At 57.2% G+C, this 25,936-nt stretch carries 20 protein-coding genes, 1 tRNA gene and 1 pseudogene; 14 read left to right on the forward strand and 8 right to left on the reverse strand.

The window, feature by feature from the left end:
* Nucleotides 1–89: 89 nt before the first annotated feature.
* A complete protein-coding gene (locus WMO36_RS07940) occupies nucleotides 90–689 on the reverse strand; it encodes a YesL family protein (protein ID WP_099571561.1) in 600 nt (199 codons plus the stop codon).
* Nucleotides 690–913: 224 nt separating this feature from the next.
* The gene (gene malQ / locus WMO36_RS07945) at nucleotides 914–3,076 is read right to left on the reverse strand and encodes a 4-alpha-glucanotransferase (RefSeq protein ID WP_349077253.1); all 2,163 of its coding nucleotides are present in this window, start codon (nucleotides 3,074–3,076) and stop codon (nucleotides 914–916) included.
* Nucleotides 3,077–3,422: 346 nt separating this feature from the next.
* Between malQ and WMO36_RS07950 the strand changes: the two genes are divergently transcribed.
* The 10 genes from WMO36_RS07950 (at nucleotide 3,423) to WMO36_RS07995 (ending at nucleotide 15,203) form a co-directional block, all read left to right on the forward strand.
* Complete coding sequence (locus WMO36_RS07950; protein WP_236824348.1) at nucleotides 3,423–4,205, forward strand: HAD family hydrolase; 783 nt, start codon at nucleotides 3,423–3,425, stop codon at nucleotides 4,203–4,205.
* A 353-nt stretch (nucleotides 4,206–4,558) separates the two neighbouring features.
* Nucleotides 4,559–5,404 (forward strand): sulfite exporter TauE/SafE family protein, encoded by an 846-nt coding sequence (locus WMO36_RS07955; protein ID WP_180753468.1) that lies wholly within the window; start codon nucleotides 4,559–4,561, stop codon nucleotides 5,402–5,404.
* Between the two features lie 214 nt (nucleotides 5,405–5,618).
* Complete coding sequence (gene phoA, locus WMO36_RS07960) at nucleotides 5,619–7,679, forward strand: alkaline phosphatase (RefSeq protein WP_349077254.1); 2,061 nt, start codon at nucleotides 5,619–5,621, stop codon at nucleotides 7,677–7,679.
* Nucleotides 7,680–8,056: 377 nt separating this feature from the next.
* Nucleotides 8,057–8,854: an AIM24 family protein gene (locus WMO36_RS07965; protein WP_349077255.1), complete on the forward strand. Its 798-nt coding sequence runs from the start codon at nucleotides 8,057–8,059 to the stop codon at nucleotides 8,852–8,854.
* Between the two features lie 405 nt (nucleotides 8,855–9,259).
* A complete protein-coding gene (gene dnaK / locus WMO36_RS07970; RefSeq protein ID WP_033501768.1) occupies nucleotides 9,260–11,131 on the forward strand; it encodes a molecular chaperone DnaK in 1,872 nt (623 codons plus the stop codon).
* Nucleotides 11,132–11,133: 2 nt separating this feature from the next.
* Entirely contained in the window at nucleotides 11,134–11,814 is a 681-nt protein-coding gene (gene grpE, locus WMO36_RS07975; RefSeq protein WP_099571556.1) for a nucleotide exchange factor GrpE, read from the forward strand.
* 84 nt (nucleotides 11,815–11,898) lie between these two features.
* Complete coding sequence (locus WMO36_RS07980; protein ID WP_099571555.1) at nucleotides 11,899–12,948, forward strand: DnaJ C-terminal domain-containing protein; 1,050 nt, start codon at nucleotides 11,899–11,901, stop codon at nucleotides 12,946–12,948.
* A 5-nt stretch (nucleotides 12,949–12,953) separates the two neighbouring features.
* A complete protein-coding gene (locus WMO36_RS07985) occupies nucleotides 12,954–13,616 on the forward strand; it encodes a heat shock protein transcriptional repressor HspR (protein ID WP_349077256.1) in 663 nt (220 codons plus the stop codon).
* 265 nt (nucleotides 13,617–13,881) lie between these two features.
* On the forward strand, nucleotides 13,882–14,169 hold the full coding sequence (locus tag WMO36_RS07990) for a hypothetical protein (RefSeq protein ID WP_250779553.1): 288 nt from the start codon (nucleotides 13,882–13,884) through the stop codon (nucleotides 14,167–14,169).
* A gap of 341 nt (nucleotides 14,170–14,510) precedes the next feature.
* Nucleotides 14,511–15,203 carry an HAD family hydrolase gene (locus WMO36_RS07995; protein WP_099571553.1) on the forward strand — a complete coding sequence of 231 codons (693 nt, stop codon included), beginning with the start codon at nucleotides 14,511–14,513 and terminating at the stop codon, nucleotides 15,201–15,203.
* Between the two features lie 134 nt (nucleotides 15,204–15,337).
* Here WMO36_RS07995 and WMO36_RS08000 read toward each other — a convergent pair.
* Nucleotides 15,338–15,410 (reverse strand) — tRNA-Ala (locus WMO36_RS08000).
* A 161-nt stretch (nucleotides 15,411–15,571) separates the two neighbouring features.
* Nucleotides 15,572–16,258 carry a DedA family protein gene (locus WMO36_RS08005; protein ID WP_099571552.1) on the reverse strand — a complete coding sequence of 229 codons (687 nt, stop codon included), beginning with the start codon at nucleotides 16,256–16,258 and terminating at the stop codon, nucleotides 15,572–15,574.
* A 424-nt stretch (nucleotides 16,259–16,682) separates the two neighbouring features.
* On the opposite strand from WMO36_RS08005, the gene rsmI reads away from it, so the two are divergent.
* Nucleotides 16,683–17,666 carry a 16S rRNA (cytidine(1402)-2'-O)-methyltransferase gene (rsmI, locus tag WMO36_RS08010; protein ID WP_144165458.1) on the forward strand — a complete coding sequence of 328 codons (984 nt, stop codon included), beginning with the start codon at nucleotides 16,683–16,685 and terminating at the stop codon, nucleotides 17,664–17,666.
* Nucleotides 17,667–17,769: 103 nt separating this feature from the next.
* Here the strand turns inward: rsmI and WMO36_RS08015 are convergent, their stop codons facing one another.
* Together WMO36_RS08015 and WMO36_RS08020 are read right to left on the reverse strand one after the other, a co-directional pair.
* Complete coding sequence (locus WMO36_RS08015) at nucleotides 17,770–18,111, reverse strand: variant leucine-rich repeat-containing protein (RefSeq protein ID WP_349077257.1); 342 nt, start codon at nucleotides 18,109–18,111, stop codon at nucleotides 17,770–17,772.
* A complete protein-coding gene (locus WMO36_RS08020; protein ID WP_099571550.1) occupies nucleotides 18,095–18,721 on the reverse strand; it encodes a hypothetical protein in 627 nt (208 codons plus the stop codon). The genes WMO36_RS08015 and WMO36_RS08020 overlap by 17 nt, the downstream gene beginning before the upstream one ends.
* A 215-nt stretch (nucleotides 18,722–18,936) precedes the next feature.
* On the opposite strand from WMO36_RS08020, the gene metG reads away from it, so the two are divergent.
* From metG to WMO36_RS08035, 3 genes are all read left to right on the forward strand, one after another.
* Entirely contained in the window at nucleotides 18,937–20,799 is a 1,863-nt protein-coding gene (gene metG, locus WMO36_RS08025) for a methionine--tRNA ligase (protein WP_349077258.1), read from the forward strand.
* A gap of 197 nt (nucleotides 20,800–20,996) precedes the next feature.
* Nucleotides 20,997–23,132, forward strand: a complete 2,136-nt coding sequence (locus WMO36_RS08030) for a glycoside hydrolase family 2 protein (protein ID WP_349077259.1) — start codon at nucleotides 20,997–20,999, stop codon at nucleotides 23,130–23,132.
* A gap of 180 nt (nucleotides 23,133–23,312) precedes the next feature.
* Nucleotides 23,313–24,017: a TenA family protein gene (locus tag WMO36_RS08035; RefSeq protein WP_294447968.1), complete on the forward strand. Its 705-nt coding sequence runs from the start codon at nucleotides 23,313–23,315 to the stop codon at nucleotides 24,015–24,017.
* 13 nt (nucleotides 24,018–24,030) lie between these two features.
* Here WMO36_RS08035 and WMO36_RS08040 read toward each other — a convergent pair whose 3' ends face one another.
* Entirely contained in the window at nucleotides 24,031–25,155 is a 1,125-nt protein-coding gene (locus tag WMO36_RS08040; RefSeq protein WP_302147377.1) for an ROK family protein, read from the reverse strand.
* A 702-nt stretch (nucleotides 25,156–25,857) separates the two neighbouring features.
* Nucleotides 25,858–25,936: pseudogene (locus WMO36_RS08045) on the reverse strand (carbohydrate ABC transporter permease); the annotation flags it as partial.

Raw genomic sequence — 25,936 nt, forward strand, 5'->3', positions numbered from 1 at the left:
ATCAGCCACGGAAAAACGCCGCTGCCTCGCAAAAAAGAGTCCGAACGAGAGAAATCTCGCTCGGACTCTTTCATATCCGAATCAGAAAACTACTTCATATATTTGCGGAACACGTGCTCGAAAATTGGCACGTGAATCATAATCATGGTGCCGTAGCCCAAAACGAGTAGCAGGAACAGGCCTTGCGGCATGTAAAACCAGCTGCCGACCAAAAGCGCGATGTAAATCGCGTCGATGGCGGCCATGCCGAGCGTGTGCCCGATATTGCTCACGCCGAATACGAAGGCGTTGCCGAGCGTGCGCCAGAACGAGTTCTCGAAGCGTGACTGCAATGCCCAGATCCATTCGAATCCGATGACCCATACGATGCTCAACGCGAATTTCGGAATCAGCAGCGGCGTGATCTGCAGCACGATCCATGAGTACACGCTGATCGCCCCTGCAATGCCGAAAATCAGCCAATAGCCGGTTGCTTTTACGAAGTTTGACCGGAATGCGGCGAAATAATTGCGGGTGACGGTGCCTTCGCCTGCGAGCGAGCGTCGTGCCGCATCGTGGCCGGCGGTCAAGGCTGCGCCGATGGTGACGATCGGAATGCTGGTGACCAACATGAGAATGTTGATCCAAATTGCGTCGACGGCGTCGCTGAGGCCGCGCATAAAGCCAGAGTCGGGTGATAGGAATTTCATGCGCACTAGTCTACTCGGCGGTGCGGCAATCGTTTTCATATATAAAACCGTTTACCGCATACTATTTCTTGTGAAAACTCTTGTTATTGTTGTCATTAAACAGAGGATTAAACAGGGCGTCGAACAGAGATAAAGAAAAGTCCCGTCAAATATTTCGTTTGACGGGACTTTTCTGGTGTTGTGTGAGGAAATTTTACTTTCGGGGAATCATCATCGGAGAAAGCTTACTTTTCACCGTTCATGATGGCGGAAAGCGACTTCACGCGCGGCAGGTCGAACACTTCGTCGGTGTGCACCACCTTGTGGTCGGGGTCTGCCAGCGGCACACGCCAGTTGCAGTATTCGCTGGACGTGCCCGGCTGGTTTTGCGCGCGGGTTTCGCCGACGCCGTCCACCAGCGCCGCCTGCAGAAGCACGGATGGTGAGTGGAGCAGCATTTTGTGCATCGCTTCGACGATTTCCTGAATATGATTGTCGACGTCCGCTGCGATTTCCGGCGTGATCAGTTCGCTTTCGACCAGTCGGTCAAGCATGGCCTGGCGCTCCGCGGTTGCGGATGCCTGGAATTCTTCGACCGGGCCGGTGAGCAGGTGCAGTTTCTCACGCAGTTTGACGTGTTCGAACTGCAGGTAGCCGGCGGTTGGCGGCATATCGTGCGTGGTTACGGAAGCCAGCGCGTACTTGCGGTAGTCGGCCGGGTCGGCGTACGGGTCGCCGGCGTTGGGGGAGTCGTCCACGCGGGCGAACCATTCCACCATGCAACCGAGCAGGCCGTGCTCGGCGAGCACATTGCGCACGTAATCGGGCACGGTGCCGAGATCTTCGCCCACCACCAGGCCGTTCACGCGGGAGGCTTCGATCGTGAGGATCGCGATCATCGCCTCATGGTTGTAGGTGACGTACGCGCCGCCGCGTGCACCTTCGCCCTGCGGAATCCACCACAGGCGGAACAGGCCGAGCACATGGTCGATGCGCACCGCGCCCGCGTGCGAAAACATGTTGTGCACCATTTCGCGGTACACACCGTAACCGGTTTTGGCGAGATAATTCGGATTGAACGGCGGTTGTCCCCAATCCTGGCCCTGCTGGTTGTAGAAGTCCGGCGGGCAGCCCACGGTGACGCTGCCGACGGCGAAACGTTCCGGATTCCACCACACGTCGGCGCCCAGCGAATGCACGCCCACGGCCATGTCTTGCATGAGGCCCAATGCCATGCCGCTTTCGCGCGCGGCGGTCTGTGCGGCGGTCACCTGTTCGTCGGCGATCCACTGCAGCCAGCATTCGAAGTCGACCATATCGGCATGATCGTGTAGGAGTTCGGCCACTTCCGGCGAATCACGGTTCGTCTCCGCAAACCATGTGCCCTCCCACGGAGCGCCCCACACCTGGAATGCCACCGACCATGCGGCGAACGCACGCAGATCGGGGCCGGCCGCTTCCTTGAACGCTTCGAACGAGGCCTGGCGCTCGGCGGAACGCGGCACCTTGAACACGAGCTGCAGAGCTTGGCGCTTATGCCACCACGCGGAGTTGATGTCGAGTTCGTCGGCGTTGTCGTTGGCGGGGGCCACTTCGGCGTGCAGACGCTCGACCTCGGCCTTTGCTTCCTCGTCAAGCCCTGCATATTCCTCAATATCCTGCGGGCGAATATAGGTGACGTTCATGAATCGGCGCGATTCCGGCAGGTACGGCGACGGTTCGAGCGGCTCGACCGGCGCGGTCGCGTGAATCGGGTTGATGAGCATGAAGTCGGCATGAGACTTTTCGGCGGCGTCGGTGAGCAGCAACTTCAGGTCGCCATAATCGCCCACGCCCCACGATTCGGCGGAGCGGATGGAATACATTTGCGCCATCCAACCCCAACGCTGCTTTTCGGCGACCGCCGGTGGCAGGGTCATGCGTGCCGGGGCGCAGATCAGTCGCGCCTCGCCGTGCAATGGGCCCGCGTTGACGCGCAACGTGTGGTAGCCGGCGGGAATGTCGTCGGGCAGAGTGAGCGTAAGTGAGCCGTCGGCCTGCGAGGTCAGGTACATGCACAGGTTGCCCTCGTACTGCGTGCCGTCTTCGAGTAGCAGGCGCAGCGTCACGTCATGGCCTTTCGCGCGGATCGGCGTGGTTGACTCCTTGCCGATGAACTTCACGATGGTCGGTTCCACGAGCGTGTCTGCGATGCGACGCTTGGTGAGTTCGTACGATGTTGTGATCGCCTCGTCGCTGGACGCGTCCACACCGAGCGCCGCAAGCACGGAGACGAGCACTTCGTCGCGGATTTCCACGTAGGTGCCGAGCTGGTCGATGTACGACGTTGATATGCCGTTGAGCTTGGCGAGTTGGATAAGCGGTCGTGCGATGCGTTCCGCGCTTTCGGTTTGTTGGGTTTCCGCCATAGGTTCCTTCTTCCCTGGGCCGTTGATGGCCAATCATGCTGCATTGCCACGCGATTGGCGCGCTTCGGTGCGATCAATCGTTCTGATATGTACTGTAGCATATGGTGACATCGTTTTCAATAGGCGTGTTATTGGGTGTAAACGTTGCCGTATTGCGATTTCTTGACTGTCTTATGGATGAGAAATAAGAAAAATGTTTTTTCTGTTTGACTATCGTTTGCAATCTGGAGGTTGCGGTAACCTCATGTATAGCGCATGTAACTCATTGGTTTGCAATGGCGGCGGTTGCAAAGTGGCAATAGCCGCCGCCGGTAAAGCGGCGACGATGCCGACGAAAGGACCTGTTATGGAAAACGTGACGCATACCCCTAAATATGAGGTTGTGTTCTTCGATTTGTATGGAACGCTTATCGACATACGTACCGACGAACAGTGCGACGCGGCCTGGCAGGCCTTGTATGACGCCGCATGCGAATTGGGCGCGCAATACGATTCGGTCGAGGCGTTGCGTGAGCGTTTTAAAAAACTTGAGGCGCGCGAAATGGTGCATCAGTCGAATCATGCCATCGTTCGCAATGGGTGGGACGAGTTCGACGTACTGCCGGTATACCGATCGCTGCTCATGAATCGCAGCGATGAGACGGAACGTTTACTGGCATTGCCGCAAGCCGCTCAAAAAGCCGCATGGGCGTTCCGGCAGGGCAGCACCAGTATGATCCGCCTGTACCCGGGGGCTCTGGAAATGATCGAAAAACTGCAGGAATCCGGCATTGTCGTGGCGCTGCTGAGCAACGCGCAATCCTGCTACACCCGCGCAGAACTGGAAATGACGGGACTTGTCAACGTGCTTGACGACGTGATCATCTCCAGCGAGGAGAAGATCCGCAAGCCCGCGCGCGACTTGTACATGCTGGCGCTCGACCGCGAATTCGTGACCGCCAAGCATGCACTGATGGTGGGCAATGACGAGCAGAACGATATTGTTGGCGCTCGTACCGCGGGCATTGACGGCGTGTATTTTCGCACGGAGATTTCGCCGGCAGATGATCCGGAAACATCGAGTTATGCGGTGCGTTCGTTTACCGGCGCCGATTATGAGGGATTGCTGGATTACGTGCTGAACGCCTGATCTTGCGTGGTACGCGGTGCGTATTGCGCGGTGCGCGTTGCTCACGTATTTCGCGTTGTGGGTGGGTGCTTTGTGTTTGCGTAACCTGAAAATCGACCCTGATACTGGACTTGTGCAGACGCGGAACTGTCTGACTTCTCTTTTGAAAGAATTCACTGGTCTTGCTTTCTCGTAATGTGCCGGGTTTGCGGCATTGAAATGTGCGGGAATGTACTATCGCAACTATCGCAAGAAGGAAGAAATGCGATGGTAGGGGAGAGATGAAGAAATCGGATATTTCCAATATTTCGAATGCTGAAAGTGTTGAACGCGCTGAAGATAGCGGACAGTCGAATGCGCAACCGAGCGGGCAGATGAGTGGGCAGTTCAGTAAGAAAGCGGACCGGCTGTTTGGCGCGGATCCTGCGGGACTCGACGAATCCGCGCGAGGCATTGCAGTGCTGGTGATCGTCGGCGTGGCAGTAGGGCTACTATCCGGCATGTTTGGCATTGGCGGCGGTACTGTGATTGTGCCCGCGCTGGTATGGCTCGGACTGACGCAACGTAATGCGGCGGCGACGTCAATGCTTGCGATCGTACCAACTTCGATTTCCGGCGTCATTTCTTACGCGACTTGCGGGAATGTGGACTGGCTCGCCGCGCTGCTGCTGTTTTGCGGCATGTTCGTAGGCGGCCAGATCGGCAGCTGGCTGCTTTCGCGCTTGTCGGAACTCGTATTGCGATGGATTTTCGTAGTGTTTCTCGTGTTTGTGGTGGCCAATCAGATTAGTTTCGTGCCGTCGCGCGACCAGCACATTGCGATGAGTGCGTTGACCGGAGTTTGCCTGGGGCTGCTGGGTGTGGTGATTGGCACGTTGGCGGGACTGCTGGGAATTGGCGGCGGGGCTCTCGCCGTGCCCGCACTATCGATGCTGTTCGGCGCGTCCGATCTGATTGCGCGAGGTACGTCGCTGCTGGCCATGTTCCCGAACTCGATCACCACAAGCGCGGCAAACCTGAAACGCAAGCTGGTGCATGTAAAGGCCGCGCTGGTTATTGGCTTGGTGGCTGCCGTTACCGCGCCATTCGGTACGTGGATAGCGGGCGTAGTCTCGCCACGCGTCGGCTCGATTCTGTTCGCATGCTACCTGTGCGTGCTCCTGATTCGCTCGATATTCGTAGCCGTAAAAGCCACCCGATCCGTCCACGCTTCCGCCTGACCGTCAGCACATCATGCGACAAAAGCATGAGTCATGATTCATTTTTAAGGGTGAATATTGGGGATGATGGTTGGAGGAAAGGGAATTTGAGATAAGTGTTCACTCTGTAAAGACGAGAGTTCACGTTTCGTTCGTCTAAAACGCCTCGGAAGTTGGTTTGCGAAATCTAGCGTGGAGATCGCAATACAGCACAGGCTAAAGAAAGAAGAAAAAGATGAACAATCGAAGGGCTCTCAAAGGAGCGATTGCAGCAATCGCTTCCGCTGCAACGCTCGGTGCGCTCGCGGCACCGGCACTCGCCAACGAAACTTCCACTTACAATCTGAACGGCAGGTCCGTTGCGGAACTGGCTCAGCACGGCGGCGCACAGCGCATTGCAGCCATTGGCAACGGCAACGCCAAGAACGTCATCCTGTTCATCGGTGACGGCATGGGCGATTCTGAAATCACCGTCGCACGCGATTACCTGAAGGGTGCAAACGGTCACTTCGAAGGCCTCGACGCAGTCGGTCAGCCGGCAGTGCTCGGCGATACCAACGCCGGCACCGGCCAGTACACCACCTTCTCGCTGGGCGGCAACAGCGGCGACAGCGCGGTCGGCAAGGATGACAAGGGCAACCTCAACGCCAATCCGAATCCGGGCAAGCTCACCGAAGTGACCGATTCCTCCGCATCCGGCTCCGCATGGGCAACCGGTACCAAGACCTACAATAACGCCGTGGACGTTGACGTGTACGGCAACCCGCAGCTCAACCTGATCGAGCTGGCCAAGGCCAAGGGCATGGCCGCCGGTAACGTGACCACCGCCGAAATTCAGGACGCCACCCCGGCTGTGCTCGAATCGCACTCCACCGAGCGCGGCTGCTACGGCCCGCAAGGCAAGACCGACGGCAGCTCCAACGACGCGCTCAAGCGCTGCCTTGCCAACCAGCTCAAGGAAAACGGCGGCATCGGCTCCATCTCCGAGCAGCTGCTCGATACCCGCGCTGATGTGACCATCGGCGGCGGTTCCAAGTACTTCCGCCAGACTGTGCAGGGCGGCGAATACGCTGGCAAGACCGTGTGGGAGCAGGCTCAGGCCATGGGCTACCAGACCGTCGAGAACGATCCGGCTGCCATGAACGCGCTCGAATACAAGGAAGGCCAGCCGGTGCTCGCCCTGATGAGCGATGGCAACATGCCCACCAAGTTCAATCCGTCCAAGGCCACCGCTCAGAATCCGGCCAAGGATGCCAACCCGACCGTGTGCACCATGAACGACAAGTGGCTCGGCAACCAGGGCTCCTCGCTCGCTGACATGACCAAGAAGGCGCTCGATCTGCTCGAAGCCAACCCGGACAGCGACGCGAACGGCTACTTCCTGCAGGTTGAAGGCGCTTCCATCGACAAGCAGGATCACGCTGGCAACGCTTGCGGCCAGATTGGTGAAACCGACGATTTCGATCAAGCCATCGCCTACGCCATGAAGACCGTTGACCTGAGCAACACCCTCGTGATCGTCACCGCCGACCACGCCCACACCTCCCAGATTCTCAACGCTCAGCCGGCTTATGCGCTCTCCACCGTGCTCAAGACCGCTGATGGCAATAACATGGTCGTCTCCTACGGCACCGCTGAAGCTGACTCCCGCGACGAGGATGGCGGCTACAACGGTGGCGACATGGCTCACACCGGTACCCAGCTGCGCATTGCTGCTTCCGGACCTGGCGCCCAGCGCGTGATCGGCCTGACCGACCAGACCGACAACTTCTACACCATCGCCAACACCCTCGGCCTTGCCTCCACTTCCGATGCTCAGCAGTCGCTCTCCAACGACGCCCAGACCGAAGTCAAGCTCACCGATGGCAAGTATGTGGCCGAATCTACCGGATTCAACGGCGACGCAGTGCTCTCCTACGAACTCAAGGACAAGTCCGGCAACGTGGTCGCAGCTTCCGACAGCTCCACTCCGGTCTCCGGCGTGCGCGTCAAGACCGCTCAGACCACCGGCATCACGCTCGACAAGGTCACTGAAGGCAATGAGTACACGCTGATCGTCACCGGCCGTCAGTCCGGCAAGACCGTGACCGTCGACTTCCAGGCGCCGGCCCGCGGTTCTTCAGATAAGGAGCCGGGCAACGGCAAGAATGACGTGATCGCTTCCGGCAAGGTGAACAACAATCCGAAGTCCGGTGTGCTCGGCAACACCGGTGCCGCGATCTCCATCGCCGCACTTGCGATCGCCATGCTGGCCGCAATCGCGATGATCGTCAAGACCACCAAGATCAGCCGCTGAAAATCTGAAGATGGAAATCGGAAGAATTCTGAAATTCTAAGAATTCTGGAAATCTGAGAGTCATAACTGAAGATAACAACTGAAGATTACGGATAAGATCCGGATCGCACTCATTACAGTGTGGTCCGGATCTTGTATATTTCGTGTAATCCGTGCAAATCCAAATTGAGATGGGGCGTCCAAAGCAACGGTCGCTGTGAGACAATATTGCTCGAGGTGTCTATCTCAAAAATGAGATATTCATCTCGAGATATCTATCTCTCGAATCGAGGGTGAATCTCGCAAACCGAGTAGACCCCTTAAGGCAGAGAGCAAATCTCTCGAAACCGAGGGCAAATCCCTCGAAACCGAAGTGTCAACAGGGCGAAGGAGCATTCGTGCGTATTTACAATCTGACGGATAATGACGATGCCGCGATCGTCGCGCAGCAGGGCATTTTCCAGGTCATGGAATGGAAGCGCGACTTTTCCGTGACCTACGGCAGCGCCATGGACGCCTACTATGCGTCCGAAATGAACGTGCGCCGCCGCCAGCTGGTCTGCAATCTCAATGGCAAGACCGGCGCGGTTGTGCAGGCGGGCGCCATGCAGTGGGCCGTCGGCCATATCGAAGTGACGACCGGTGTGAAGGGCGTTGGCGATTTCATCGGCAAGCTGGCGCGTGGAGCGGTCACCAACGAGTCCGCGGTCAAGCCGGAATATCATGGCAACGGCGTGGTTGTGCTCGAACCGACCTACCGCCATGTGCTGCTGCTTGATCCGAGCCAGATGGGCGGCGCGATCACAGTGAACGACGGCCTGTTCTACGCTTGCGAAACCACGATTCAGCAGCGTGCGGTTATGGTTTCGCGTCCGAGCGCGATGGTGGCCGGCGGCGAGGGCCTGTTCAACCTGTCGCTGACGGGGCAGGGAACGGTTGCGTTGGAATCGCCGGTGCCCGCTTCCGAAATCGTGACCGTCGATTTGGAGAACGACGAGCTGAAGGTGGACGGCAATTTCGCGATCGCGTGGACGAACGGCCTGCAGTTCACGGTCGAGCGTTCCACGAAGACGCTGATCGGTTCGGCTGCGAGCGGCGAGGGCTTGGTCAACGTGTACCGCGGTACGGGTCGTGTGCTTCTTGCGCCGGTCGCCGCCAATCTGGCTAATCCGAACGTGGGTTTCGGTGCGGCCTGATTTGGCCTGATATTGATCAGCTGATAGCTGATAGGTGGCGATTCGCCAACGAAAGGCAGTTGAAACGTTGACGGATTGCGCTCGCGCCCTGCCGATGGTGAGACGGCAGGTTTTGTTGAGATTGCGATTTTCGGCTGCTTTTCAATGGTGATTGCGCCTTGAAGTCGTGTCTTGAGATTGCGTCTGAAATTGCGCTTGAGATTGCGCTTGAGATTGCGTCCGAAAAAAAGTTGAGCGAAGGGAACTCAACTTTTTTGTAGATTTGGGAATAATCGCTTGCGAATCAAAGTTGAGTGGTGTAGGCTCAAGTTTTGGAAAGTCCGAGAGACGGCAAACCGAAACTTGGGCGAAAGAACGAACAGAACAGAAAACGCATAGCGAACCTATCTACAAAGGAGACAAGTTATGGGACGCGCAGTTGGCATCGATCTGGGTACTACCAATTCCTGCATCGCAACTCTTGAAGGTGGCCAGCCCACCGTTATCGTGAACGCTGAAGGTGCTCGCACCACGCCGTCCGTCGTGGCATTCAGCAAGTCCGGCGAGATCCTCGTCGGCGAAGTCGCCAAGCGTCAGGCCGTGACCAACGTCGACCGCACCATCAGCTCCGTCAAGCGCCACATGGGCACCGACTGGACCGTTGAAATCGACGGCAAGAAGTGGACTCCGCAGGAGATCTCCGCACAGGTGCTGATGAAGCTGAAGCGCGACGCCGAAGCCTATCTCGGCGAACCGGTCACCGACGCCGTGATCACCTGCCCGGCATACTTCAACGACGCTCAGCGTCAGGCCACCAAGGACGCCGGCACCATCGCAGGCCTGAACGTGCTGCGTATCATCAACGAGCCGACCGCAGCCGCACTGGCCTACGGCCTCGAAAAGGGCAAGGAAGACGAAACCATCCTGGTCTTCGACCTCGGTGGCGGCACCTTCGATGTGTCCCTGCTGGAGATCGGCAAGGACGACGACGGCTTCTCCACCATTCAGGTGCAGGCCACCAACGGCGACAACCACCTGGGCGGCGACGATTGGGATCAGAAGATCATCGACTGGCTCGTCGGCGAAGTCAAGAACAAGTACGGCATCGACCTGAGCAAGGACAAGATCGCCCTGCAGCGCCTGAAGGAAGCCGCAGAGCAGGCCAAGAAGGAGCTGAGCTCCTCCTCGAGCACCTCCATCTCCATGCAGTACCTGGCCATGACCCCTGACGGTACTCCGGTGCACCTGGACGAAACCCTGACCCGTGCCCACTTCGAGAGCATGACCTCCGACCTGCTGGGCCGCTGCCGCACCCCGTTCAACAACGTGCTGCACGACGCTGGCATTGGTGTTTCCGACATCGACCACGTGGTGCTCGTCGGCGGTTCCACCCGTATGCCGGCCGTCAAGGAGCTCGTCAAGGAGCTCACCGGAGGTAAGGAAGCCAACCAGTCCGTGAACCCGGATGAAGTCGTGGCAGTCGGCGCAGCCGTGCAGTCCGGCGTCATCAAGGGCGACCGCAAGGACGTGCTGCTCATCGACGTGACCCCGCTGTCCCTCGGCATCGAAACCAAGGGTGGCATTATGACCAAGCTCATCGACCGCAACACCGCCATTCCGACCAAGCGTTCCGAAGTCTTCTCCACCGCTGAAGACAACCAGCCGTCCGTGCTCATCCAGGTCTATCAGGGCGAGCGTGAGTTCGCTCGCGACAACAAGCCGCTGGGCACCTTCGAGCTGACCGGCATCGCTCCGGCTCCGCGTGGCGTTCCGCAGATCGAAGTCACCTTCGATATCGACGCCAACGGCATCGTGCACGTTTCCGCCAAGGACAAGGGCACTGGCAAGGAACAGTCCATGACCATCACCGGCGGTTCCGGTCTGGGCAAGGACGAGATCGACCGCATGGTCAAGGAAGCCGAAGCTCACGAAGCCGAAGACAAGAAGCGCAAGGAAGACGCCGAAACCCGCAATCAGGCTGAATCCTTCGCCTATCAGACCGAGAAGCTCGTCAACGACAATAAAGACAAGCTCTCCGACGATGTGGCCAAGGAAGTCACCGACAAGGTCAACGAGCTCAAGGAAGCCCTGAAGGGTGAGGACATTGAGAAGATCAAGTCCGCCCAGAGCGAGCTGATGACCTCCGCACAGAAGATCGGCCAGGCCCTCTACGCACAGCAGGGTGCCGCCGACGCTGCGGGCGCCGCTGGTGCCGCAGGTGCTGCCGGTTCCGCTCCCGCTGACGACGACGTGGTTGACGCCGAAGTCGTGGACGATGACGACAAGGACAACAAGTAATCATGTCCGACTTCAACAAGGACGAATATCTGAACGACCTGCCCGACATGGACAACCTGTCCGGGCAGGCCGCCCCTGCAGCCGGTGCATCGCAGGAGTCGCAGAATAATGGCGATTCTGCAGCAACTGCATCTGCCGATTCCGCAGCTTCTGAAACTGCGGCAACGGCCGCGAACGCAGCATCTTCCGAATCGCAAGAAAACGGCGATGCTGCGGATAGTGCAACGCAAGATGGTGAAGATACGCTGACTCCGCTTGGCCAGGCCAAGAAGGAAGCGGCGGAATATCTTGAAGCGCTCCAGCGCGAACGTGCGGAATTCATCAACTTCCGCAATCGTTCACAGAAGGAACAGGAACGCTTCCGCCAGCATGGCATCATCGACGTGCTGACCGCGCTGCTGCCGGCACTTGATGACATTGATCGCATTCGTGAACACAGCGAAATGGACGAGTCCTTCAAAGCCGTTTCCGCCAAAATCGACAAGGCGTTCGAAAAGTTCGGCGTCGAGAAGTTCGGCGAAAAAGGTGAGGATTTCGACCCGACCAGGCATGACGCGATCCTGCACAAGCCGGATCCGCAGGCCGAGAAGGAAACCGTCGACACCGTGGTGGAAGCCGGCTATCGCATCGGCGATCGCGTGATCCGCGCGGCTCGCGTGGTCGTGGCATCCCCGCAGAACTGAACGCAGTGACATTCTCGATTTCGACACTAACAACCGCAAAACAACACGCAGTGACATCAGCGACCTCGTGAAAGGAGGCACATCATGGCTGAGAATGAATGGCTGAGCAAGGATTTCTACAAGGTCCTCGGTGTCTCCAAAGACGCCACGGACGATGAGATCACCAAGGCGTACCGCAAGCTGGCGCGTAAGTACCATCCTGATCTGAACAAGACCAAGGAGGCCGAGGAGAAGTTCAAAGATATTTCCGAAGCTTACGACGTGCTCAGCAACAAAGACAACCGCCAGAAGTACGACGCCATCCGCCAGTTTGGCATGGGTGGCGCGCGCTTCGCCGGCGGTTCCGGTGCGGGCGGATTCGATGCGGGGGCGTTCTCCGACATCTTCGGATCGATGTTCGGCGGTGGCGCTGGAGCGTATGGTGCGGGCGGTAATGGTTCGCGCATCCGCTTCCAGAACGGCGGCAACCCGAATATCAACGATATTTTCTCGATGTTCGGTGGCGGTGCGGGCGGACCTGCCGGGGCTGGTGCGTATGGTGCCGCCGCTGGCGCCGGAAGCCCTTACGGGGGCAGCTACGAGCAGGCTGCGCAACCGGAAGATGGCGAGGACCGTAACTCCAAGATCAATCTGACTTTCCGTCAGTCGGTCAAGGGGGCAACGGTTTCACTGTCTGCCGACGGAAAAAAGTTCAAGACGCATGTTCCAGCGGGCGTGCGTGACGGGCAGAAAATCCGTATTTCAGGCAAGGGCAAGCCGGGTCGTAACGGCGGAAAAAACGGCGATCTGTACTTGCAGATCAACGTTGCCGAAGATCCGAAATTCAGCCTGCGCAAGCGTGACATCATCATGGATCTGCCAATCACCGTCGGTCAGGCTGTGGCGGGCGCGAAAGTGACCGCACAGGATATCGACGGCAACGAAGTCACCTTCAAAGTGCCGGCAGGCTCGTCCAGCGGCACCGAAGTGCGCATCTCCGGCAAAGGTGTGGCCAACAGGCAGGGCAACGGCGATCTGGTCGGGCGCGTGCAAATCCGCATCCCCGATAAGCCAGGCCTGAAAGTCAAGCATGCGGCGAAGGAATTCGACAAAGAGTGCGGCGACTTCGCCGACGAACTTGCCAAGGAGCGCTGATCGCCATGGCACGCGCATCTCGGACCTCCCAAGCCCGCGCGGCGCGGCAGGCCAAAATGCTGTACGACATGTGTGCGATGGCGATTGTGGCCGGCAGGGCCGATCTTGATGGAGCAGACGAAGTTGGTTTCGACATCGAACTGCCGATGTTCACGGTCGGCCGTGCCGGTGAGCTTGCCAACGTGCACCCCCAAACACTTCGCCAATACGATCGGCTTGGGCTTGTGGTGCCGCAGCGCACGGATGGCGGCGCCCGCCGCTACTCATTGCGAGACATCGCTCGCCTTGCGAAAGCGCAGCAGCTGAGCCAGGAAGAGGGCATCAATCTGGCCGGTATTGCACGGATCCTTTCCCTGGAGGAGGAGAACCGCGAGCTGCGCCGCCAGGTCGAGCGTCTGCGCAAGCCGACCGGTTCCAGCGTGTTCGCAGCTGATGCAGATGGCGACATTGTGGAGATTGAACGTTCCCGCCGTGCGCGCATGTGGCGTAGGCAGATTCAGGTCAATGCCCGACAGCTGCCATCGCGTGATTTCGTGGAGTCCGCGCGTGCCGCGGCCGACGCATACGACACGCCCAATGGGGGTGTCGTACGTGAAAACGAGGGTATTCAGAGGGGTAAATCCGCCTCTAAGCCCGTTTCCAGGTCAATCGTGCTTTGGAGGGATTGACCGATTTTCGGAAAATACTGAAAATATTAATAAAACAGGCATATCTTGCAACAGATGTGCCTGTTTTGTTATATAATTTTGCCAAATGTATTACTTTCTGTGACGATGTCGTTGTTGTGGGAAATAATGTTGAGTATCCGCATTCTGACTGTCATTCTTCCGGTCATTAAGGTGCTTCGGTGAAAGGTGGTTCTCCTTTTCTATGAGAAATCATAGGGTAGGGGGTAAGATAAGCGGCAAGAACAGGAAAGGTTAGGAGCGTACAGTGCCAAGAGTTGCGTTCACCGCTAAGACCCGTAAGTATCTCGGGTCTTTGGATGCCGTGGAATCGGTCACCCAGTATCGTATTTGTTACTCCAAGGAGTTTCGCGACGACTGCATGCGCAGGTATGCCGAGGGCGGCTCGCCTGCCGCGATTTTCCGCGAGGCAGGACTTGATCCGAAGATCATCGGCTACAAGCGCGTGGAACGTTGCATCGCCCGCTGGAAGGCGGAAGATGCGGAAAAGGCTACGGAAGTCGCTGGGGAAAACAAGGAGAATCAGGAAGAGTAGATTTCGAATCTTCCGATAGAAGCGAATTTTTTCGAATGTCATGGATTGCGGCAATGGGGGTTGCCTGCAGTACGTGAAACGGATGATTTCGCAGACGTGAGTTATTGCGTTGATGTGGGAAGCGCTCGGATGAAAGAACGTCCGGGCGCTTTTTGTTTGCCGTTGTGCTGCTGCCTTGTTTGTTGTTTCGCTTTTCGTTTTGCTGCAGCATTTGCAAGCGTTGCATTTGTTTGCAAATTTGCCGTCTTGCCGCTCTGCTGAAATGGCAGTGGAAATCGCGATGGACGGCGCCGCACGCAAATCCGGTGCTCCGAGTCCGACGGTCGTAAGGAAGGAACATCATGACCGAGTCGAACCTGATGATCAAGGCTGTGTTTTGGGATATGGACGGTACTTTGATCGATTCCGAACCGTACTGGCATGAGGGGGAGATGAAAATCGCCGCCGCACATGGCGGGTATTGGGATGAGGAGCTTGCCTGGCAGGGTTCGGGCACGCCGGTTCCGGATGTGGCTCGCCGTATGGTGGAGCATGGTTGCCAGCTGTCGATCGAGGAGATTGGCCAAGGCATGATCGATTACGTAGCCCAGAAGGAATTCGAGCGCATTCCGTGGATCAAAGGCGCGGAAGACGTGCTGATTGCGTTGCGTGATGCGGGTGTTCCTTCGATGCTGGTCACCACGTCGCCGCGTCATCTTGCGGAGAATCTGGTTGCGCAGGCGCCGGCCGGTGCGTTCGCAGGCTACGTGTGTGGCGACGACGATGTTGAGAAGAAGCCGTCTCCGGCCCCGTATTTGGAAGCTGGCCGCCGTCTGGGCATTGCTCCGGAAGATATGAAGTACTGCATTGCGATCGAAGATTCCATGTCTGGCTTGCGTTCGGCCGTCGATTCCGGTGCAACGACGATTGGCCAGACCGGATTCATGCAGATCGACAATTCCAAAGGTCCGCAGTTCGCCTCGATCAAGGGGTATGAGGGCATCGATGCGTCCTCGCTTGACGCATTCGTACGTCAGCGCACGTCTCAAGCCTAAATTTGCGCCCTATCTCGCTTATATATGGCAGATATATGAGTTCGGGGGTATTTGACGAGGGTTGACTGGTTGGTGGCCGACATGTCTGGGTAAAGAAAAAGCCCGCTGCGGTGGAATGAATGCAGCGGGCTTAGTGGAGCCGACGGTAGTCGAAACCGCGACCTCTTCGATGCGAACGAAGCGCTCTACCAACTGAGCTACGGCCCCATGTCTTAAGACAACTCTCGTGATTCTAGTACGAGGTCTGTACTAATGCAATTCCCGATAGTCGCGTGTTGCCATGATTCCTATGAAAAGCATACGAAAACGACGCCTTCCGAATAATCGAAAGACGCCGTTTTCGCCAAGAAAAGACGAAAGACGAAAGATCAGGCTTCTACGGCTGCGGTATCGGCTTTCTTCTTACCGAACTTAGCCTTGAGCAGGCCGACGATCGTAGGAATCAGCGACAGCACGAGAATCGCAACGATGACCAGCTCGAAATGCTTCTGCACGGCCGGAATGCCGCCGAAGAAGTAGCCGAGCAGCGTGAACAGGGTGGACCAGCACAGGCCGCCGAGCACGGAGAACGGGGTGAAACGGCTCCAACGCATGCCGGAAATGCCGGAAATGAACGGCATGAACGTGCGGATGAACGGGAAGAAACGGCCGAGGAACACGGCGAGCGGGCCCCACTTTTCGATCATGCCTTCGGTTTTGGCGAGGCGTTCAGGGGTCATGGCCTTGACTTTGCCGGATTCGATGATGCGACGACCGAAGAAATGGCCGATCCAGTAGTTGCACTGGTCGCCGATGATCGGCGCGCACCAGACCACGGGCAGCAGCGCGAACAGCGGTAGCGCGGAAACGCCGGTCTGGGCGTCGGGCGCGGCGAAGAAGCCGGCGGCGAATAGCAGGGAGTCGCCCGGCAGGAACGGGAAGAACACGACGCCGGTTTCGACGAACACGATCAAGAAGATGAAACCAAGCGTAGGGGCGACGCCCATAGAGATCCAGCCGGCGATCGCGGTGCGTGGATCCTTGAGCAGGTTAATGAAGAAGTTGATAATTCCCATGGAATGCTCTCTGTGAGTACCTTACATCTAAACATTTAAAATTACGTGGTTCAGGCTTCCTTTGGCGGTTGGCCTGAACTTCCGCACGCCTGCGGAACCAATGTCAGCCTACCAGCGGCCCTCTAATGCAGCGCTTAGTAACGCCCGACGGGTGGCAAATCTGCACAAACAGGCGCAAAGTGTCAACTTCGCTCGACAATGAGGATACACGGCGTGCGCTCGTGGCATGAACATGCAATTGCAGGAAGATTCTTCCAGTCGCTGGAGGAATCTTCCCGTTTTTAGTCTTGTGAGCGTCCGGATTCCTCCAGTGACTGGGGGTTTGGGTTGGTGTTGGGCTTGCGGGCGGGGTGATTCTTCCAGTGAGTGGAGGAATTGGGACGCTGGGAGGGCTGTTTTCCTTTGCGTTGGATAGGCTGAAGGCATGGAACGCATGAATGAGCGCGAATGCGAAGACAAGCGCGAACGTGAAGATGAAAACGCAGCCGGCGATGCGGGACTTGACACTCTCGTGCGCGGAACCAACGTTCCGCAAGGCACGGTCGTGCTGGCGGCCACGCCGATCGGCAACACTGCCGACGCGTCCGCACGTCTCATTGCGCTGCTGGAGCGCGCCGACATCGTCGCAGCCGAAGACACCCGCCGTCTCTATGCGCTCGCCAACCGTCTTGGCGTGCATGTGAATGGCCGCGTGGTGGCCTACCACGATCATAACGAGCGAGACAAGTCCGATGGCCTGCTTGACCAGGTGGAAACCGGTGCGACCGTGCTGGTCGTGTCCGACGCGGGCATGCCGACCATCAACGATCCGGGCTTGGCGATTGTGCGTCGCGCCATCGAACGCGGCCTGCCCGTCACCTGCGCTCCCGGCCCGTCCGCCGTACTGGACGCGCTGTGCCTGTCAGGCCTGCCGACCGACCGATTCTGCTACGAAGGGTTCCTGCCCCGCAAGCATTCCGAACGCGTGCAATACTTGCGCACGTTGCGTTCGGAGCGCCGCACCATTGTGTTTTACGAGACTTTGCATCGCATCGACGATGCCATGGCCGACCTGCTTGACGTGTTCGGTCCGAACCGCAAGATGGCGCTTTGCCGTGAACTTACCAAGGATTTCGAGCAGATTCGCCGCGGAACCATCGCGCAGATTCGCCAAAGCGTGATCGACGAACCTCCGCGCGGTGAAATGGTGTTGGTCGTCGCCGGCGCTTCCGAAGAGGAGGCCGATGCCGCGGCCCCCACGTCGCTGAGCATAGAAGACTTGGCGGTGCTGTCGATCGACCGTGCGCGGGAAGACAATCTGCGCATCAAAGACGCGATTTCGCAAGTCGTTGCCGAGCACCCCCTTGCGGATGGCTCGCTTGCCAATCGCAAGCAGGTCTACAACACGGTTCTTGCCATGAAAGAGTAAGCCTTTCGCATTGTCTGCCGTTTGACGATCGCTTGCCGCGCGATTGCCCGCTGCGTACTTGCGATTGCGTTGTTGCGTTGTAGGCACTTGTGATTGCGCTACCTTAGCCAGCATGCTCAATCGCATCGTTTAATGTGTGCGATTCCAACGATTCCAGCAGTATTTGCAGGGAACGTGCCACATCCGGTCCGTCGACTTGCGCAAGATATTCCAGCATCGCAGGTGTTGCGGAAGGATTGGCAATCAGCCATTTGCGCAGTCGAGGCGCATATTCCGCGATATGCCAGAGCACGTCTTGTGGGGTGCCGGGACTGCACGCCACCAGCGGCGTCAACGGAATCGGGGGAGATGGCGGGTCGACCAGCGGTTTTGGCCGTGGCTTGGGCTGGTATGGCGGTACTTTGCGTCTGCCGTGCGCCTTGTGCCTGCTATGCGCCGCGCACATATTCAGCGTCCTTACGGTCCTTACGGTCTTCGTAATCCTTACGGTTCCCGTGTTCGTAACCTCTGCCGTCAATCGCAAGAATGTAATTCCGTGCCTGCGGAGCGTTGCGAATATGCTTCGTATCTTCCATGATTTGCATGCAATCGTTGGGACGGAAATGAAATTCCTGCATAAGCATGCAGATGATTTCGGAAACCTTCGATTCCGTTTCGGGGGCACAGTTCAGCGCCAGATCACATGCGGTGCGAACGGGTGTGGTCACGGTGATCGGGCCGACCTTAATGGTGTGCTCGGATGGTGCGATGCGGTTGAAGACGTTGATTTTTCGCCCGTATCGCAGTGTTCTGTAGTGGGCTTTCGCGATGATGTCGATGGAGTCGGGGAACGCGCCTCCCAGCCAGACCCATGCGGCGGTGCGCGCACATGCCACGGAACGGCTTGGCAGTAGCGTCGCGATGATGCATGCTCGCCCGTACAAAGTGTCCGAATCATGGCTTGAGTAGGCGTTCGCGCTGTCGAGCTTGCATAGCGCGCCGGATGAGGCCAACAGGTTCAGGCACATCGGTCCCGGAAGGTCGTCGTTGCCCAGAAGGGGTGGTGAAGTGTCCATGCCGGTACAGTAGCGGATTAGATTCCTCCCTTGCCACTTTCCCCGAAAATCTGTGGATATGTGGAAAAGTGATTGTTGTGCAATGCAACAATGTGAATAAATCGGCAGATATTCAAACAATCGAAATCAACGATCGCATGCCAGTCATCCAATAAAATCCGACTACTGAAATCGGTTGAAAATGCGGGATATGGCGGTTTGTATAATCAGACACCATGAGTCATATTTTGGTGAATGTTGCTTGGCCGTATGCTAACGGCCCCCGTCATATCGGTCACGTCGCCGGCTTCGGCGTGCCCTCTGACGTGTACGCGCGATACGAGCGCATGAAGGGCAATGACGTGCTAATGGTGTCTGGCACCGACGAGCACGGCACCCCGATTCTGGTGGAAGCCGACAAGGAAGGCGTCAGCGCCCAGGAGCTCGCCAACCGTTACAACCGCGTGATCGCCAAGGACCTGTGCGATCTTGGCCTGAGCTACGACCTGTTCACGCGCACCACCACCGGCAACCATGAGCAGGTGGTGCAGGAACTGTTCAAGCAGTGCCTCGCCAACGGCTACATCTACAAGGGTACCCAGAAGGTTGCCATCTCGCCGTCCACCGGCCGCACCCTGCCTGACCGTTACATCGAAGGCACCTGCCCGATCTGCGGTACCGACGGCGCCCGCGGCGACCAGTGCGACGCCTGCGGCAACGAACTCGACCCGGACGAGCTTCTCAACCCCGTTTCCAAAATCAACGGCGAAACTCCGCGTTTTGAGGAAACCGAACACTTCTTCCTCGACCTGCCGGCGCTCGCCGAAGCCAATCTCGCATGGCTGAAGACCCGCGAAGGCTGGCGCACCAACGTCATCAACTTCTCCATCGGCCTGTTCAAGGAAGTCAAGCCGCGTGCCATCACACGCGATATCGACTGGGGCATTCCCGTTCCGGTTGCCGGCTGGATCGACAATCCGAACAAGAAGCTGTACGTGTGGTTCGACGCCGTGATCGGCTACCTGTCGGCATCCATCGAATGGGCTCGCCGCAAGGGCGATCCGGAGGCGTGGCGTGCATGGTGGAACGATCCAGCAACACCGGGCTACTACTTCATGGGCAAAGACAACATCACGTTCCACTCCCAGATCTGGCCGTCCGAAATGCTCGGCTATAACGGCCAGGGATCCAAGGGCGGCGAAACAGGTAAGCTTGGCCCGTTGAACATGCCGGAGCAGGTTGTGGCTTCTGAGTTCATGACCATGGAAGGCAAGAAGTTCTCGTCTTCCCGCGGCATTGTCATTTATGTGAAGGATATTCTCGCCCGCTATCCTGTGGACGCCGTGCGCTACTACATTTCTGTGGCTGGTCCGGAAAGCTCCGATTCCGACTTTACGTGGGCTGAGTTCGTGCGCCACAACAACGAGGAGCTTGCCGCTTCCTGGGGCAATCTCGTCAACCGTGTGGCCAACCTGATGAATAAGAACTTCGGTGAGATTCCGGCGCTCGACGAGAACGAAATGACCGATGAGGATCGCGCTCTGCTGAGCGAAACCAAGGCCGCGTTCGACACGGTCGGCTCGCTGATCGAGAACCATCGCCAGAAGAACGCGCTGAGCGAAGCCATGCGCGTGGTTGGCGACATCAACAAGTACATTTCCGCCACTGAACCGTGGAAGATCAAGGACAATCCGGCTCGCCTCGGTACCGTACTGCACGTTGCCGCTCAGGCTGTGTCTGACGCGAACCACCTGCTGGCCCCGTTCCTGCCGCATTCCGCACAGAAGGTGTGGGAGGCTCTTGGTGGCGCGGGCACGTTCTCGCCGCTGCCACGCTTGGAGGAGGTTGAGGATCTCGACAAGCCGGGCTTCATGTACCCGATCATCACCGGCGACTACAAGCTGGGTGAAACCGTGCATCCGTGGGCTTCCGAGCCGATCGTGGCCGGCACTGCAGTGCCGAAGCCGCATCCGATTTTCGCGAAGATCCCGCCGGAGGCCGTTGAAGAGGAGCTTGCCCGCTTCGATTCCGAACTGAAGGCTCGTCGTGAGGCCGAGGCGGCTCGTCTTGCCGCTGAAAAGGCCAAGCTGGAGGGCTGATTCAACTGATATATTTCAGCTGATTTGCTTGATTGCCGGTGCGGGAACTTACGAAGTTCTTGCACCGGCTTTTTTTATATCTGATTGTGCAATCCGGATTGCATCGATCTCGAATCCGCGAATCCTATCTCTCTTTGCTATTCCTCTCGTTACAATGAGGAAGTTGAGGGAAATGCGATGCTGCAGGGAGGACTCTTATGTTGGACGTCAAACGAGTGCTGAAAGCCGCGCCTACGAAAATGCGTTCTCAGGAGCCGCTGCAGCAGTTGTGGACGCCGTGGGGTGAACAGATCGCCAGCGAATGGCTGTCTTCCAACGCGGCACACAAAGCGTTCTGCCCTGCGAAAGATGGCGAACGCAAACTGGAGAACGGTCGCACGCCAATCCTGAACGAACATCCGCGCCCGACCATGGTGCGCAGCAATCACACTATGCTCAACGGATTCTGGGATTACGCAATCGTATCCATTCCTGAAAGCGACAACGGCTCGAAATGGCGCAAATCCGCGACTGTACTCACCCGTGACGAAGCGGTGCAGGTAGTGAAGGAAGCGGCCATTCCTGAAACCTTCGATGGCAAAATCCTCGTGCCCTTTTCGCCGGAATCTGCGCTTTCCGGCGTGCATCAAACGATTTATCCCGACAATATGATCTGGTATCGCACGATTGTGCACCCTGTCACGCTTGGGGGAGAGGAAGCGGTTCGGCAAATCGGGGATGCGAATCGTTTGATTCTGCATTTCGAAGCGGTCGATTACGTGTGTGCCTGCTTTATCAACGGGCAGTTTGCTGGGTTGCATGTCGGGGGCTATTTACCGTTCGATGTTGACGTTTCGGCGTTCGTCGATCCCGATGATGCTTTCGAGATTGCGTTGTGCGTGTATGATCCGAACGATTCGGGCACGCAGATGCGTGGCAAGCAGAAGATCGAGCGCGAGGGTATTTGGTACACCGCGCAGAGCGGCATTTGGCAGAGCGTGTGGATGGAGATCGTGCCGGAGGCGTACATGCAGACGCTCACGCTGAAGGGCGCTGCGGACGGCAGACTGTTCATTCGCGCAGAAATCGGCGGAGACAAGCCAAACGCCAAACTGCATATCGTCGTAACGGATCCCTCGGATGGCACGGTTGTTGCGGATGAGCGGCTTGCGGCCGGCGTGCGCAAGGTGCGTACGGAAATCGCAACGCGGGCCGAGCACTTATGGTCGCCTGAAGATCCGTATTTGTATGACGTGACGGCGACGTTGGAATTTGGCGCTGTGAAATCGCAAGAAAAGCAGGAAAAGCAGGAAAAACCGCAAGAAAAGCAGGATATTGTGCACTCGTATTGCGCATTCCGAACGGTTGAGATCAAGCCTGATTTGAAGGGTGTTGCGCGGTTCCATCTCAACGGCAAACCGCTGTTTCTCAAGGGTGTGCTCGACCAAGGGTATTGGCCGGACGGCTTGCTGACCGCGCCGAGCGACGAAGCGCTGACTCATGACATAACCGCCATGAAGGAATCCGGCTTCAATATGTTGCGCAAGCATATCAAAATCGAGTCCGCACGCTGGTACTACCATTGCGACCGTCTCGGCATGCTCGTATGGCAGGATGCGGTGTCGGGCGGCGGCGAATATAACGCGTGGACCACGAATCGCAAGCCGACGCTCATGCGCACCACGTGGAACAAGTACCGCGACGACACGGCGAAGCATTTCGCAGCGCTTGGTGCCGACGATTCGACGTACCGCCGTGACTGGTCGCGCACCTGCGATGCCATGGTGCACATGCTTGCCGGCCATCCGTCGATTGTTGCGTGGGTGCTTTTCAACGAGGGTTGGGGGCAGTTCGACGCATGCGATGCGGCGGAACGCATTCACGCGCTTGACCCGACGCGTCCGATTGACGCCACAAGCGGTTGGTACGACCAACGTTGCGGCGACTTCCATAGCGTGCACAACTACTTCCGTCCGCTGGAAATCTACCCTGATAAGGGGCCGTTGCGCGGGTATGTGGCCGAATATGAGAAGAGACACAAGAGGCGTCGCCGTGCCGCGCATTATGCGGTGTTGCCGGTGGCGCAGCATGGCGTTCGTGCGTTCATAATTTCGGAATTCGGGGGATTGGCGCAGCTTGTTGCCGATCATGCCGCGGTTTCGCGCGCGTACGGTTATGGCGAATACGATTCGATTGAGGATTGGCGTGCTGCCGTCCGTTCTGCGCTCGCTTCGGCTGAATCGTTGGAATCGCGCGGATTGGCTGGGTATGTGTATACGCAGGTTTCCGACGTGGAGGAGGAGCTCAACGGCCTTATGACCTATGATCGCCGCGTCAACAAATTCACGCAATGATTCACCAGGATTGAGCGTGCGGTCATGGCGGTCATGGCGATTATGGAGTGGCCTGCTTCTTGCGTTTCGGTGGCGCGTTCGGTACGTTGGGGACGGCGGTCGTTATGACTGCGTTATGTAAAGCGATCCAGAGCGGGGCGTGGTAAGGCTGCGTTGGCCGCACTAATAGAAGGGGGTCTTATGACTGTGAATCATGTTCCAGAGGCGCCACAGTCCGCAAGCGGCGATTATGCATGGCTGGGGGCTGAGCCGGGTTCTGTCGCCGATCAGCTGTACATGTCGGCTGCCGATGAATGGAATCAGGCCATCAATTCACGTTTTGTGAATGAAATGCTGGATGATACGCTTCCGGAATCGATTTTGAAGTCCTATTTAATTCAGGATTTCAAATTCTTTAATCAAGGCATTATGTCGCATGCAATTGAACTTGCGCCACGTCAGGAAACCAAAGATATGCTGGCAAAACAATCGCAATGGTTTGCTGATAATGAGGCAACATACTTTACGGGATTCCTTAAGGAATATGGAATTACTGACGAAGAATATAATAATTCCGAGCAAACTCCGGCAAATCGCGAGTATTGCGAATATCTCACCAAACTGGTTCAGGGAACGTGGGAAGAGCTGATCACCGCGCTGTGCTGCATGGAATGGATCTATCTCGCTTGGGCCAAGCGCACCATTGATGCGGGTGTTATTCAGCAGATTCCGGCGCACAAAGGCTGGGTTGATTTGCATGAAGGTGATCATTTCCGTGCTTGGACGGGCCGTCTGATCGCGCTCGTTAACGAGTATGCGTCGATGGATGGCTCGGAAGCCGACGTGTTCCGCACCATCGTGCATCTCGAGCGCCGTTTCTTTGAGGATTCCTACCCGCAGCAGTGAGCGGTGGCCGGGGCTATGCTTCGCCAATGAGGGAGCCGCGTTCGTGGATTGTCGGAACTAGTGTGCGGATTACGATGGTGGCCTGGCCGCGCAATGTGAGATCCTCGCCTTGCCTGCAACGGTGAATTTGCGGCGCTTTCTGATAATCCGTGGTTACGGTGCGCTTGATTTCATCTTCCATTGCGTCGATGAATTGAGTATTGACTATTTCTGGCGCTCCGTATACCGAAATGTCACGCAGATCCAGCAGTCCGGCCGGTATGGCCATGACACGACCGAGCAGAGCGCCCGCTTCGGCGAGAATGTGCGTGCGTGAGGCGGGATCCTGTGCGATGCGTTCCTGCAATCTGTCGCCGGAAACCAACGATTCAAGGCAGCCCCGTTTGCCGCATTCACAGGTCGGTCCATTCCGATCGACCACCACATGCGCGATTTCCCCGGCGGTGAAGGAGCTTCCTTCTATGATGACGTCGTTGAGGCATAGTGCGGCACCGACGCCTCGTCCGATGGAGATGAGCATGGAATTGGGGGAGCAGTCTCCGAAGAATCGTTCCGCCACAAGCGCCGCGTTGGTGTCGTTGTCTACCAACACAGGCACTCCGGTGGCGTTTTCCACTTCGGCTTTCAGTGGCAGTTCGTTCCATCCCAAGTGCACGGATTTGCGCACTGCGCCGTCGGGTTCCACAATACCGGTTACGGCGATGCCGATGCCGAGAATCGGCAGTGGCGTTGAAGTGATGAGCTGCTTGCACAGGCTGATTACGTCATTGACGCTGCAACCGTTGTCTACGGGAAGTTCGGTACGGTCCACGATTCTGCCGGAAAGATCCGCCAGTGCTCCTTTGGCGAGTCTCGGATCCGACAGGTCGATGGAAACGATTCGCCAGAAATCAGTGTCGATGGCGAGTACTTGCGAACGTTTGCCACGCCCCTCGCGATTGTCTGGCCCGAGTTCGCGCAGAATGCGATTGTCGACCATTTCACCGGTCACTTCGCTGGTGGTGAAGCGTGAAAGTCCGATGAGTTTGCCGATATTGGCTCGCGACATTTGCGTTGCGGGGAACAGTTGCTCGAATGCGGCGGTAATATTGCTGATTCGGATATCGGAAGGTGATGCCTTTGCCTGAGTGCCGCTCACGGTGTCCTCGCTTTCCTGTGTGGGGCTGATACATATTGTAGTTTGCCGCGATGCAAGCGTGTCATGTAATTTTTATTGTCAATAAAGATTACTAAACAGGAGTGCGTGGTAGTTTTCGAAATCTTGCGCGCTCTGGATTTCGACAGTTCTCAGTGAAAGATTAGTTCACCTCCTTGGGATGTCGTCGAACATATACGGATTAACGGCATCGATGGCATCGATTATTCTCTCAGTGGTATCGAGGTCTACATATGAGCATTAGCCGATATTTGGCTCGTCTTTTTTTCATCTATGTGAGGTAGTTTATTTCGGTGCTGCCCCTCTGGTTCTTATGCGTGGTTATTTATGCGCTCGAAAGGTTTAAATCTTGGCCCCTCGCGGTGCGCCTTAGTCCCTAGTCGTACTGCACGCCATCTTTTTGGATCTTAAGTCACAGTCTCACCGCCGTTTCTGTCTGCAGTGCCCATGCCAGCACTTTAAACTGTGCCGCCATAAAGCTTCCTGTTTTTACGCATAACGAGACCGCACCTTCGGTCATATGAATCTGAATTACTTCAGCTTTGCAGCCGGAATATGTCTCGCAATAGAGAACAACTATCGTGATTTGTGAGGAAGATCCGCCAGATTATACGCATATGCGTATGGCCCATACTTGTAGTATGGGCCATACCTTTCGTTCCGTGATCGTTGTACAGAAATTGCTTATTCCTTGACCGCGCCTGCGGAGAGGCCGGACTGCCAGTACTTCTGCAGGCACAGGAACGCGATGACCAGCGGGATG

Source organism: Bifidobacterium hominis, from assembly GCF_040095915.1.
Lineage (GTDB): Bacteria > Actinomycetota > Actinomycetes > Actinomycetales > Bifidobacteriaceae > Bifidobacterium > Bifidobacterium hominis.